This is a genomic window from Hydrogenophaga atypica, from assembly GCF_042665215.1.
GTDB lineage: Bacteria > Pseudomonadota > Gammaproteobacteria > Burkholderiales > Burkholderiaceae_C > Hydrogenophaga > Hydrogenophaga defluvii_A.
Map to the genome: position 1 here is coordinate 41,210 of NZ_JBHTCA010000017.1, position 12,700 is coordinate 53,909.

The 12,700-nt window shown below is 63.9% G+C and carries 13 protein-coding genes; 12 read left to right on the plus strand and 1 reads right to left on the minus strand.

Features of this window, described 5'->3' with window-relative positions; all coding sequences use genetic code 11:
- Positions 1-9 precede the first annotated feature (9 nt).
- From ACFQPB_RS17400 to nagZ, 10 genes are all read left to right on the plus strand, one after another.
- Positions 10-1,509, plus strand: coding sequence for a Do family serine endopeptidase (locus ACFQPB_RS17400; RefSeq protein ID WP_382225982.1), 1,500 nt, complete (start codon positions 10-12; stop codon positions 1,507-1,509).
- Between the two features lie 508 nt (positions 1,510-2,017).
- Entirely contained in the window at positions 2,018-3,826 is a 1,809-nt protein-coding gene (gene lepA / locus ACFQPB_RS17405) for a translation elongation factor 4 (protein ID WP_382199289.1), read from the plus strand.
- Positions 3,827-3,840: 14 nt separating this feature from the next.
- Positions 3,841-4,809, plus strand: coding sequence for a signal peptidase I (gene lepB / locus ACFQPB_RS17410; protein WP_382199336.1), 969 nt, complete (start codon positions 3,841-3,843; stop codon positions 4,807-4,809).
- A 46-nt stretch (positions 4,810-4,855) separates the two neighbouring features.
- Complete coding sequence (locus tag ACFQPB_RS17415) at positions 4,856-5,197, plus strand: DUF4845 domain-containing protein (RefSeq protein WP_382199290.1); 342 nt, start codon at positions 4,856-4,858, stop codon at positions 5,195-5,197.
- A gap of 4 nt (positions 5,198-5,201) precedes the next feature.
- Positions 5,202-5,882, plus strand: coding sequence for a ribonuclease III (rnc, locus tag ACFQPB_RS17420; RefSeq protein ID WP_382225985.1), 681 nt, complete (start codon positions 5,202-5,204; stop codon positions 5,880-5,882).
- Entirely contained in the window at positions 5,882-6,919 is a 1,038-nt protein-coding gene (era, locus tag ACFQPB_RS17425) for a GTPase Era (protein WP_382225988.1), read from the plus strand. The genes rnc and era overlap by 1 nt, the downstream gene beginning before the upstream one ends.
- A gap of 91 nt (positions 6,920-7,010) precedes the next feature.
- Positions 7,011-7,805, plus strand: a complete 795-nt coding sequence (gene recO / locus ACFQPB_RS17430) for a DNA repair protein RecO (protein ID WP_382225991.1) — start codon at positions 7,011-7,013, stop codon at positions 7,803-7,805.
- Positions 7,802-8,554, plus strand: a complete 753-nt coding sequence (locus ACFQPB_RS17435; RefSeq protein WP_382225993.1) for a pyridoxine 5'-phosphate synthase — start codon at positions 7,802-7,804, stop codon at positions 8,552-8,554. Before recO ends, ACFQPB_RS17435 begins: the two co-directional genes overlap by 4 nt.
- An 88-nt stretch (positions 8,555-8,642) precedes the next feature.
- Positions 8,643-9,134 carry a holo-ACP synthase gene (acpS, locus tag ACFQPB_RS17440; RefSeq protein ID WP_382225996.1) on the plus strand — a complete coding sequence of 164 codons (492 nt, stop codon included), beginning with the start codon at positions 8,643-8,645 and terminating at the stop codon, positions 9,132-9,134.
- The gene (nagZ, locus tag ACFQPB_RS17445; protein ID WP_382225999.1) at positions 9,131-10,216 is read left to right on the plus strand and encodes a beta-N-acetylhexosaminidase; all 1,086 of its coding nucleotides are present in this window, start codon (positions 9,131-9,133) and stop codon (positions 10,214-10,216) included. Before acpS ends, nagZ begins: the two co-directional genes overlap by 4 nt.
- Here nagZ and ACFQPB_RS17450 read toward each other — a convergent pair whose 3' ends face one another.
- Complete coding sequence (locus ACFQPB_RS17450) at positions 10,217-10,912, minus strand: LON peptidase substrate-binding domain-containing protein (protein ID WP_382226002.1); 696 nt, start codon at positions 10,910-10,912, stop codon at positions 10,217-10,219.
- Positions 10,913-11,069: 157 nt separating this feature from the next.
- Here ACFQPB_RS17450 and ACFQPB_RS17455 point away from each other — a divergent pair, with 157 nt between their 5' ends.
- Together ACFQPB_RS17455 and ACFQPB_RS17460 are read left to right on the plus strand one after the other, a co-directional pair.
- Complete coding sequence (locus ACFQPB_RS17455; RefSeq protein WP_382226004.1) at positions 11,070-12,119, plus strand: ABC transporter substrate-binding protein; 1,050 nt, start codon at positions 11,070-11,072, stop codon at positions 12,117-12,119.
- Positions 12,100-12,696 (plus strand): ABC transporter substrate-binding protein, encoded by a 597-nt coding sequence (locus ACFQPB_RS17460; protein WP_382226007.1) that lies wholly within the window; start codon positions 12,100-12,102, stop codon positions 12,694-12,696. The genes ACFQPB_RS17455 and ACFQPB_RS17460 overlap by 20 nt, the downstream gene beginning before the upstream one ends.
- The last annotated feature ends 4 nt before the right edge of the window (positions 12,697-12,700 follow it).

Consider the following 12,700-nt stretch of genomic DNA (forward strand, 5'->3'; position numbering starts at 1 on the left):
AGGACAAGCATGCAAATTCACACCCACCGCCCCTGGGGGAAACGCCTCGCGGCGGTTGCCCTTGTGACCTCGTTGTCGGTTGCGGCCACGGTTGCGCTGATGCCACTCAAGCCGCTGGCGGCCCAGAGTGTGGGCGCCGTACCGTCTGTGCGGGGCTTGCCGGACTTCACCGATCTGGTGGATGCGGTCGGACCTTCTGTGGTCAATATCCGCACCGTCGAGAAGGTGCGTGGGGGTGCGCGGCCTAGCGGTCAGGAAGAGCAGATGCTCGAGTTCTTCCGCCGCTTTGGTATTCCGCTTCCGCCGGGCGTGACGCCGCGTGGCCCGCGTGCCGAGCGCGATGGCGAGGAGGCCGAACGTCCGCGTGGTGTGGGCTCCGGTTTTGCGCTTACCGCCGACGGGTTCATCATGACCAACGCCCACGTGGTGGACGGTGCCGATGAGGTCATCGTGACCTTGCCGGACAAGCGCGAGTTCAAGGCCCGCATCGTCGGGACCGACAAGCGCACCGACGTGGCCGTGGTCAAGATCGAGGCCACCGGACTCAACGCGGTGAAGATTGGCGATGTCTCCCGCTTGCGTGTGGGCGAGTGGGTGATGGCCATCGGCTCGCCGTTTGGGCTGGAGAACACCGTCACCGCCGGCATCGTGAGTGCCAAGCAGCGCGACACGGGTGACTACCTGCCTTTCATCCAGACCGATGTCGCCATCAACCCCGGCAACTCGGGCGGCCCGCTGATCAACATGCGTGGCGAAGTGGTGGGCATCAACAGCCAGATCTACTCGCGCTCGGGTGGGTTCCAGGGCATTTCCTTTGCCATCCCCATCGACGAGGCGGTGCGCGTGTCTGACCAGTTGCGCAGCAGTGGGCGTGTCACGCGTGGGCGCATTGGTGTGGGCATCGATCAGGTCAGCAAGGAAGTGGCCGAGTCCATCGGCCTGGGCAAGCCTGAGGGCGCCTTGGTGCGCAGCGTGGAGCCCGATTCGCCAGCGGCCAAGGCTGGTATCGAACCGGGTGACATCATCGTGCGCTTTGACGGCAAGGCGATCGAAAAGTCGGTGGATCTGCCGCGCCTGGTGGGCAACACCAAGCCGGGTGCGCGCAGCACCGTCACGGTCTTCCGCCGCGGCAGCACCAAAGATCTGACCATCACCATCGGTGAGGTCGAGCCAGAGCGTGTGGCCCAACGTCCCGAGAGCAAAGACACCAAACCGCCTGCCACCAGCCTGGTCAAGTCTTTGGGCCTGAGTCTGAGTGAGCTGACCGATGCAGCCAAGGCCGAGCTCAAACTCAACGGCGGCGTGCGAATCGATGGCGCCGAGGGCGCCGCTGCGCGTGCCGGACTGCGCGAGGGCGACGTGATTCTGGCCGTGGCCAACACCGAGGTGAGAGGGCTCAAGGAGTTTGAAGCCGTGGTGGCCAAGGCCGACAAGTCGCGACCCATCAACGTGTTGTTCCGCCGTGGCGAATGGGCGCAGTACGCGGTGATCCGCCCAGCCACCCGTTGATGCCCGTGTGACGCGGCGGTGAAAAGCCCACCTCGCTGGTGGGCTTTTTGCCCTCTGTTGGCTTTTCGCACGACGCCGGGCACCCGCTTGGGCTGCCGTCCCTTTGTGTGAGTAAACGCCCACTTTTTTCGATTGTGACCTGAACCGGTAAAATCCCGGTCAAACGCCATCGATTGCTGGCGTGTCGTGCGGGGACGGTTCGCGATGCGAAAGGGCTGACGAGTTGCTCACAGGTCTGACAGCGCGTGAGCGAATATCATGTGATTAACCTGTGGATAATTGAGCGTTGTCGCCTGGCAACAGGCGCGCCTCTCGATGGTCCTGGCGGTGTGCCCCCCGCTTTTTGCCTAAAATAAAGCCCCAACTATCGCAGTTGCCATTGATTGTTGGTTCGGGGCGCGTCATCCAGTTGACGCGCCCCTTTTTCATGAGCTTTGCCCGGTGGCAGGGCCGTGCTGTCCCAGGTCTCGGCATTGTTGTCGACGCCCTTGTTTGAACCTTTCTCGTGATGAATCACATCAGGAATTTTTCCATCATCGCCCACATCGACCACGGCAAATCCACCCTGGCCGATCGCATCATTTCGCGTTGCGGTGGCTTGTCGGACCGTGAGATGAGCGAGCAGGTGCTCGACTCCATGGACATCGAGAAAGAGCGTGGCATCACCATCAAGGCGCAGACCGCCGCGCTGCAATACAAAGCGCGCGACGGGCAGGTCTACAACCTCAACCTGATCGACACACCCGGCCACGTGGACTTTTCCTATGAGGTGAGCCGTTCGCTGAGTGCCTGCGAAGGCGCGTTGCTGGTGGTGGACGCCAGCCAGGGGGTTGAGGCGCAGACCGTGGCCAACTGCTACACCGCGCTCGACCTCGGTGTGGAGGTGGTGCCCGTCCTCAACAAGATGGATTTGCCCAACGCCGATCCGGACAACGCCAAGGCCGAAATCGAGGACGTGATTGGCATCGATGCCACTGATGCCATCCCCTGTTCGGCCAAAACCGGCATGGGCGTGGAAGACATTCTGGAGGCCGTGGTCGCGCGCATTCCCGCGCCCAAAGGCAACCCGAACGCACCGCTGCGCGCCATGATCGTGGACAGCTGGTTCGACACCTATGTGGGTGTGGTGATGCTGGTGCGCGTGGTCGATGGTCGCCTGCAAAAGGGCGAGCGCTTCAAGATGATGGCCACCAACACGGTGTACAACGCCGACAATCTGGGCGTGTTCACGCCGGCCAACGAGCCGCGCAACTCACTCGAAGCGGGCGAGGTGGGCTACATCATTGCCGGCATCAAGGAGCTGCAGGCCGCCAAGGTGGGCGACACCATCACCCTGGAAAAGAAGCTGCCCAACAACCTCGGCCCGGCCGAACAGGCACTGCCCGGTTTCAAGGAAGTGCAGCCGCAGGTGTTTGCTGGTCTGTACCCGACCGAGGCCAGCGAGTACGACGCCCTGCGCGATGCGCTGGAAAAACTCAAGCTGAACGACGCCGCGCTGCAATACGAACCCGAGGTCTCGCAGGCGCTGGGTTTTGGCTTCCGCTGCGGCTTCCTGGGCCTGCTGCACATGGAAATTGTGCAGGAGCGCCTCGAGCGCGAATTTGACCAAGACCTCATCACCACCGCGCCGAGCGTGGTCTACGAAGTGGTCAAAGGCGACGGCGAAGTCATCATGGTGGAGAACCCCTCCAAGATGCCCGACATCGGCCGCATCGAGGAGATCCGCGAGCCCATCGTGACCGTGCACCTGTACATGCCGCAGGAGTACGTGGGCGCCGTCATGACCCTGGCCAACCAAAAGCGGGGTGCCCAGATCAACATGGCTTACCACGGCAAGCAGGTCATGCTGACCTACGACATGCCGCTGGGTGAAATCGTGCTGGACTTCTTCGACAAGCTCAAGTCCGTCAGCCGTGGTTACGCCTCCATGGACTACGAGTTCAAGGAGTACCGCGCCTCTGACGTGGTCAAGGTCGACATCCTGCTCAACGGCGAGAAGGTCGATGCCCTGTCCATCATCGTCCACCGTTCGCAGTCGCAGTACCGGGGGCGTGCGGTGGCTGCCAAGATGCGCGAGATCATCAGCCGCCAGCAATTTGACGTGGCGATCCAGGCCGCGATTGGCGGCAACATCATCGCGCGCGAAACCATCAAGGCACTGCGCAAGAACGTGTTGGCCAAGTGTTATGGCGGCGACATCACCCGCAAGCGCAAGCTGCTGGAGAAGCAGAAGGCGGGCAAGAAGCGCATGAAACAGATCGGATCGGTGGAAGTGCCCCAAGAGGCGTTTCTGGCCATTTTGCAAGTGGAGGATTGATGCAGCAGTCGACGATGGGTGGCGTGACCGCCGTGGTGCTGGGCCTGTTTGTGGCCTATGCGGGTGCCTGGTATTTGGGCATGGTGGAGGGCAATTTCGCGCTGCTGCTGTTTTTGGCCACGGTGGTGACCGGGGTGTACTGGGTGGCAGAAAAGCTGCACTTCAAACCCCAACGCGAGCGTGCCGCACAACAACTGAGCGAACAACATGCCCAGCGCCTGGCCGAACTTCAGCGCCAGGGCATCACCAAGTTCGACACCCAGGGCACGGAGCCGGCCCGCCAGAAATTGCTGGCCCAGCCGTGGTGGCTGGACTGGACCGCTGGATTGTTCCCCGTGATCCTGGTGGTTTTTGTGCTGCGCTCCTTCCTGTTCGAGCCCTTCAAGATCCCGTCGGGCTCCATGATTCCGACCTTGCTGGTGGGCGACCTCATCCTGGTCAATAAATTCCACTACGGCGTGCGCTTGCCGGTGATCAACAAAAAGATCATCGCCAACAACGAGCCGCAACGGGGCGACGTGATGGTGTTCCGCTACCCGCCGCAACCCAGCCTGGACTACATCAAACGCGTGGTGGGTGTGCCGGGCGACGAGGTGGCCTACCTGAACAAGCGCCTGACCGTCAACGGCCAGCCGGTGCCCACGCAGGCGCTGCCCGACTTTTTTGACGCCGACAGCATGCGCTACAGCAAGCAGTTCCAAGAGCAGCTTGACGGCAAAACCTATGGCACCTTGAACGATGAAGGTCGGCCGGCTTTTGTGCCCGGTGCCACCGAGTTCCCGTTCAACGACCAGTGCCGCTACAGCGCCGAAGGTGTGGTGTGCAAGGTGCCCGAAGGCCAGTACTTCATGATGGGCGACAACCGCGACAACTCCCTGGATTCGCGTTATTGGGGTTTTGTGCCAGAGGCCAACATCGTGGGCAAGGCGTTTTTTGTCTGGATGAACTTTGGCAATTTCAAGCGCATCGGGTCTTTCCAATGAGTAAGATGTTCGGCATCGGAATGTCAACAACCCTCTGGAGATGGGCATGAAATCGACGCAGCGTGGGATGTCCCTGATCGGCTTGCTGTTTGTGGGGGGCGTGCTGGCCTTTTTGGGTGTGATCGTGGCCCAGGCCGTGCCGGTGATGCTGGAATACCAGGCCATCATCAAGGCCTCCAAGAAGGCGGCCCAAGAAACCACCGTGGCCACGGTGCGGGCTGCGTTCGACCGCGCCCAAGCCATCGACGACTTCAGCTCTGTGGCGGGCAAAGACCTGGAAATCACCAAAGAAGACGACAAAGTGGTGGTGTCTTTTGCCTACCAGCGCGAAATTCCCCTGGGCGGGCCGGTCTACCTGACCTTCAAGCTCCAGGGCAACTCCAAGTGATCACGTGAGCGACGACTTGCAGGCGCTGCAGCAGCGTCTGGCACACACCTTCAAACAGCCCAAACTGCTGTCGCGCGCACTGACCCACCGCAGTTTTGGCGCAGAGCACTATGAGCGGCTGGAGTTTTTGGGCGATTCGGTGCTCAATCTGGCCGTCTCGGACTGGCTGTACGAGCAATTGAGCCAGCAGGCCGAAGGTGACCTGTCCCGCATCCGCGCCAACCTGGTCAAACAAGACACTTTGCATGGCCTGGCCGTGGGGCTGGGGCTGCCACAACTGTTGCGCCTGGGCGATGGCGAGAAGCGCTCCGGTGGCAGCAAGCGCCCGTCTATTCTGGCCGACACCTTGGAAGCCATCATCGGTGCGGTCTATCTGGACGCCGGTTTTGACGCTGCGCAGGCGCTGGTGCGCCGGCTCTACCAGAAGGTGGACGTCAATCCCACGATGGTGGCCAGTGCCAAGGACGCGAAGACCGAGTTGCAGGAGTGGCTGCAGGGTCGCAAAATGAAGCTGCCGCAGTACCGTGTGGTGGCCACCCTGGGCGAGGCCCACAAACAAACCTTTGACGTCGAATGCGAGGTGGCCGAGTTGGGTCGAAGCGAACGTGGCATCGGCAATTCACGGCGCGCCGCCGAACAATCCGCAGCGGCTGCCATGCTGCAACACCTCAGAACCTTGCCCTGATGAGCCCCAAATCTCCGAAACCTGCCGACGCAACCAACACCGCGCCCACCGACCCCGACCTGGAGGCGATGCTGGCGCGCGCGCTGGGGCAACCGGGTGCCGAGCCCACCCCGGCCGATGACGCGCCTGTGGCCGAGGCCGAGGTGGTGCCGCCCGAAGCGCAGCACTGTGGCTTCATTGCCATCGTGGGCAAACCCAACGTCGGCAAATCGACCCTGATGAATGCCTTGGTGGGGCAGAAGGTCAGCATCACCTCGCGCAAGGCCCAGACCACGCGCCACCGCATCACCGGCATGCGCACGGTGAACGCCACCCAGTTCGTGTTTGTGGACACACCGGGCTTTCAAACCCGCCATGGCAACGCCCTCAACAAGTCGCTCAACAAAACGGTGGTGGGTGCTGTCAACGACGTGGACCTGATCGTTTTTGTGGTGGAAGCCGGTCACTTCAACCTGGCCGACGCCAAGGTGTTGTCGCTGCTGCCGGCCAACGTGCCCGCCATCCTGGTGGCCAACAAGTTCGACCTGGTGCACCGCCGTGGTGAACTGGCCCCTTGGCTGCGCAGCATGCAGGAGCGCCACGCGTTCGCCGAGTACGTGCCCATGTCGGCCAAGAACCCGCGCGACGTGTCGCGCTTCTTCGGCATCTGCGAAAAGTACCTGCCGCAACAACCCTGGATGTTCGACGCCGAGGCCCTGACCGACCGAAGCGAGCGCTTCATGGCCGCCGAGATGGTGCGCGAAAAGCTGTTCCGCCTGACGGGTGACGAATTGCCCTACACCTCCACCGTCGTCATCGACAAGTTCGAGGAAGACGGCAACCTCAAGCGCGTGGCCGCCACCATTGTTGTTGAGCGCGATGGGCACAAGGGCATGGTGATTGGTGACCGGGGTGAAAAACTCAAGCGCATCGGAACCGAAGCCCGGATCGAGCTGGAAAAACTCTGGGGCTGCAAGGTGTTCCTGGAGTTGTGGGTCAAGGTGCGTTCGGGCTGGGCCGACGACGAGGCCCGTGTCCGCTCTTTTGGCTACGAGTGATGCCCCCGCGCTCCGCCGCTTCGCGGGTCGCTGCCCCCCGTGGGGGTGCGGCCTTGCTTGGGGCGGCCAGGCGCGGTGGCCCTGACGGTCGATGAGCCCCCGCGTCACCGACGAACCCTGCTTCATCCTCCACAGCTACCCGTGGAGCGAGTCCAGCCTCATCCTGGAAACCTGGAGCCGACACCACGGTCGTGTGGCCCTGGTGGCCAAGGGCGCAAAAAAGCCCACCTCGCAGTTTCGCCCCGTGCTGCTGCCCTTGCAGCCCTTGCGCCTGAACTGGGGCGGCGATGCCGAGGTGCGCACGCTCAAAGCCGCGCACTGGCCGGGTGGTCATGTCATGCCCACGGGCGAGGCCTTGCTGTCGGGTTACTACCTCAACGAACTGCTCATGCGCCTGCTGGTGCGCGACGATGCCCACGAGGCGCTGTTCGACCACTACACCAGTGCGGTGCGCCATCTGGCCGAAGGCGTGGTGGCGCAACCGGCGGTGCTGCGCACGTTTGAGTTGCTGCTGCTGCGCGAACTGGGCTGGTTGCCTGGTTTGGCCACCTTGGGCCACAGCCCGAACGCCGTGTCGCCCACCACGCCCTATGTGCTGATGCCCGAAGGCGGTTTGCGCGAAGCGCTGGACGGTGAAGCCCAGGCCTTGCCCGGCAGCGTTTGGGCGGGCATCCAACGGGCCTTGGACGGTGATGCACCCTTCAGCGACACCTTGCTGGCCTGCCTGCCGGGCCTCAACGGATTGCGCCCGCAACTGCGCACCCTGCTGCACTACCATAGCGGCGTGCGTGTCTTCAAAACGCGCCAGATGGTGCTGGACGTGCAGGCACTCACCGTGCCAGCCGTTCCACCCGCCGCCGATCACCCACAGCTCCGTACCGAATGAGTCGCCAACACACCGCACTGTCCGTCAACGTCAACAAGGTGGCGCTGGTGCGCAACACCCGCCACCTGGGCATTCCCAGCGTCACGCGTGCCGCCACGCTGTGCCTGCAGGCAGGGGCACACGGCATCACGGTGCACCCGCGCCCCGACCAACGCCACGTGCGCACCGGTGACGTGTTCGAGCTGGGCGAGTTGCTGAAGGCCTGGCCCGACCGCGAATACAACATCGAAGGCAACCCCTTCCACAACCTGCTGGAGGTTGCGCGTGACGTCAAGGCGCGTGGCCTGCCACTGCACCAGCTCACCTTTGTGCCCGACAGCCAAGGCCAGTTCACCAGCGACCATGGCTGGGCCTTCCCGTCCGACGCGCAACGCCTGATGCCGGTCATTGCCGAGGCCCGCGCCCTGGGCGCCCGCGTGAGCCTGTTCATGGACCCCGAGCCGGCGCAAATGGCCGCTGCCAAGGCGGTGGGGGCGGACCGCGTGGAGCTCTACACCGAACCCTATGCCGCTGCCTGGCACACCGCTGAAAGAGATGCCCAACTGGAACGCTACCGCGCGGCCGCCCAGGCCGCGCTGGACGTGGGCTTGGGTGTCAACGCCGGCCACGACCTCAACCGCGACAACCTGGGGGCGTTCGTGCGCACCGTGCCCGGCGTGGCCGAAGTGTCCATTGGCCATGCGCTGATCGCCGATGCGTTGGAAATGGGCTACGCCGAGACCGTGCGCGCCTACCTGGCCTGCATGTGATGAACAGCCCCCACGCTCCTCACTTCGTGTGTTCGCTGCCCCCCGCGGGGGAGCAGCCCCGCCTTGGGGCGGCCCGGCGGCGGGTTATATGATTTTCGGCATCGGCACGGATGTTTGTGACGTCCGCCGCATCCGCGCCAGCATGGAGCGCCATGGCGAGCGCTTCGCGCGCAAGGTGCTCAGCGATGCGGAGTTCGCCACCTGGCAGGCCCGCAGCGCGCGTTGGCCCGAGCGCGGCTTGCGCTACCTGGCGACACGCTTTTCGGCCAAGGAGGCGTTCAGCAAGGCCATTGGTCTGGGCATGCGCATGCCCATGACTTGGCGCAGCTGCGAAGTGGCCAAACTGCCCAGCGGCCAGCCGGTCATCGTACTGCACGGCGAGCTGAAAACCTGGTTCGAGGCCCGTGGCCTCAGCGCTCACGTCAGCGTCACCGACGAAACCGATTACGCCGCGAGTTTTGTCGTGGTGGAGACTGTTGACCCCCACGCTCCGCCGCTTCGCGGGTCGCTGCCCCCCGAGGGGGCGGATTCGCCTTGGGGCGGCCCTGCGGCGAATCGCCCTTCCTGGCCTCCCACATGACACCACACGCTCCCCTCATCATCGACGTCGCCGGCCTTTCGTTGACCGACACCGACCGCCAGCGCCTGGCCCACCCGTTGGTGGGCGGCATCATCCTGTTTGGCCGCAACTGGCAGAGCCGTACCCAGCTCACAGCCTTGTGTGCCGAGATCAAGGCCGTGCGCGCCGATCTGCTGATTGCGGTGGACCACGAAGGCGGGCGGGTGCAGCGCTTTCGCACCGATGGCTTCACGCATTTGCCGCCCATGCGCGCGTTTGGCGAGCTGTGGCTGCGCCCGGACAAGACCACACCCGGCGCCAACGCCTTGGCCGCTTGCAATGCCGCCGCTGCGGCAGGCTACGTGCTGGGCGCCGAGCTGCGGGCCTGCGGTGTGGACTTCAGCTTCACCCCGGTGCTGGACCTGGACCACGGCGGCAGCACGGTGATTGGCGACCGGGCGTTTGCCCGTGATGCGCGCGTGGTCGCTGCCCTCGCGCAAAACCTCATGCATGGCCTGCGCCAGAGTGGCATGGGCAACTGCGGCAAACATTTTCCTGGGCATGGCTTCGTCAAGGCCGATTCCCACACCGACGTGCCGGTGGACAAACGCAGCCTCAAGGCCATCCTGGCCGACGACGCTGCCCCCTACGGCTGGCTGTCGGCCACGCTGGACGCCGTGATGCCTGCCCACGTCATCTACCCCAAGGTGGACAGCCGGCCGGCGGGTTTTTCGCCAGTGTGGCTGCAAGACGTCTTGCGCCATCGGCTGGGATTTCAGGGCGCGGTGTTCAGTGATGATCTCAGCATGGCCGGCGCGCGCGTGATCGACGGACGCCCGGTGAGCTTCACCGATGCGGTGTTGGCCGCACTGGATGCCGGCGGTGATTTGGCCTTGTTGTGCAACCAGTCGCTGGTGGCCGGTGGCGAGGCCATCGACGAGGTGATCGACGCGCTGGCACGTGCCCAGCTGACCGGCCGCTGGACGCCCAGCGAAGCCAGTGAGCAGCGCCGCCTGGCGTTGTTGCCCACCGCAGCCGCACCCGATTGGGACACGCTTATGGTGTCGGCGCGCTACATGCACGCGTTGTCGCTGTTGCCCTGATCAGGCCCGGGGCAGTTTGTCCACCAGGTCGCCCACCAGCTCCAAACGCAGCAGTGGGTTGTCCAGTGTCAGCAGTCGCTGCTTCACCTCATTGGGTTCGGGCAGGAAGTCGCACCAGCGGTTGGCCACCCAGCCGGCGTCTTGCCAGTGCTCGCCTTCCAGCGGGTGTCGGAAGGCGTCCGGGTGCTGGGCGTGGAGTTGGCGTCCCAGGTCCAGCAGCAGTTCGCGCAGGCTGTCCAGGTCGTCGGGGATGGCCATGGGCGGGTCGGCCGGCAGCGGCTCAGCGTCGCCCATCCACAGGCCGTGTTTGAGCTTCTCGCGGCGCTGCAGTCGAAAGCGCTGGCCACCTCGGCAGCCAATGACCAAAAGCCCAGGCTGGGGGCGTTCCAGCGTTTCGATGTGGGCCAGCGTGCCGATGTCTGAAAAGACTTCGGGTGCAAAGCCCGGCGAACCATCGCGCGCCGGCTGTTGCACCTCGTGGCCTTCGGTCAACGTGACGACGCCAAACGGCTCGCCGCGCTCGTGGCAGCGTTGCACCATGTCGAGGTAGCGCACCTCAAAAATCTGCAGCGGCAACCAGCCACCCGGGAACAGCACCGTGCCCAGCGGAAACAGGGGCAGGGCGGCGGGCAAAGTGGCTCGGTTGTGGGGCATAGAAGCGGCATTGTGCCGCAGGCGCACACGCGTGCGTGGCATGCCGTTTTGGTGCGCCTTTGAAGTATCGAGCCGCCAGCGCGCACCAACCCGGTACGCGGTGCAGCACAAGCCATGTTTTTTCAAGAAAGCAGCGTGGCATGAAAATGGCTCTGCGCAAAAGTGGACCGTTCCCGCCGTTTTTGTGAAGGACTTGATCATGTTTCGTGTGACTTCTCCGGGCCTGGGGGTGGCGCGCCACTTGCGTGCCGGTGTGGTGGGTTTGGCCGTGCTGGCGGCCACCCTGGCGGCGCAGGCCGGTGGCACCTTGCGGGTGGCCATGACGTCCTCTGACATCCCCTTGCCCAACGGCCAGACCGACCAGGGGGCCGAGGGCATGCGCTTCATGGGCTACACGGTGTTCGAGGCCCTGATCGGCTACGACCTGTCTTCCGCCGACAAACCCACCTCCCTCATTCCAGCCTTGGCCACCGAATGGAAGGTGGACCCGGCCAACAAGCTGCGTTGGGTGTTCAAGCTGCGCCCGGGCGTGAAGTTCCACGACGGCTCGGCGTTTGATGCCCAGGCAGTGGTCTGGAACCTGGACAAGATCCTCAACACCAAGGCGGAGCAGTTTGACCCGAAACAGTCGTCTCAAGGCAAGACCCGCATTCCCACCGTGGCCAGCTACAAGGCGCTGGACAACATGACGGTGGAAGTGGTGACCAGCGAGGTCAACGCGCTGCTGCCCTTCCAGATGGCGTGGATCGTCATGTCCAGCCCGGCCCAGTGGCACGCAGTGGGCAAAAACTGGGATGCCTTCCTGCGCGCGCCCTCAGGCACCGGCCCGTTCAAGCTGGAAAGCTACCTGCCACGTGAGCGTGCCGTGCTGGCGCGCAACCCCGCCTACTGGAACCAGGCCCGCGTGCCCAAGCTCGACAAACTGGTGCTCATGCCCGTTCCCGATCCATCGGCCCGTGTGGCCGCCCTGCGTGCCGGACAGGTGGACTGGATCGAGGCGCCTCCGCCCGACGCCATTCCCAGTCTCAAGAACGCCGGTTTTGCGCTGGTGAGCAACGTCTATCCTCATGTGTGGCCGTGGCACTTGTCCCGCATCGAGGGCTCGCCCTGGAACGACATCCGCATCCGCAAGGCCGCCAACCTGGCCATCGACCGCGAAGGCATGAAGGAACTGCTGGGCGGCATGATGGTGCCGGCCAAGGGCATGGTGCCGCCGAACAGCCCGTGGTTTGGCAAGCCCAGTTTTTGAGGTCAAAACCGACCTGGCCGCCGCCAAGGCCTTGATGGCGCAGGCCGGCTACAGCAAGGACAAGCCGCTCAAGGTGCGCTCCATCATCTCGTTCGCCGGCTCGGGTCAGATGCAGCCGCAGGTGATGAACGAGTTCATCCAACAGAACTTGGCCGAAATTGGCATCCAGGTGGAGTTCGATGTGCGGGACTGGAACGCCTTGTTGTCCAACTGGCGCGCCGGCGTGAAAGACGCGTCCACCAAAGTCGCCACCACCACCAACAGCTCCTATTTCAGTCAGGACCCTTTCACCGCGCTCATTCGCCATGTAGACAGCGGCCTCATGCCCCCGAAGGGCACCAACTGGGGCTATTACAGCGACAAAGAGATGGACGCGCTGTTTGACGGCATCCGCACCGAGTTCGACACCAAGGCGCAACTCGCGCTGATCCAGAAGGCGCACGAACGGTATGTCAACGAGGCCTTGTTCCTGTTCGTTGCGCACGATGTGGCGCCACGTGCCATGTCGCGCAAGGTCAAGGGTTTTGTGCCGCCGCAAAACTGGTTCCTGGACTTCTCCAGCATCGCCATGGACTGACGCG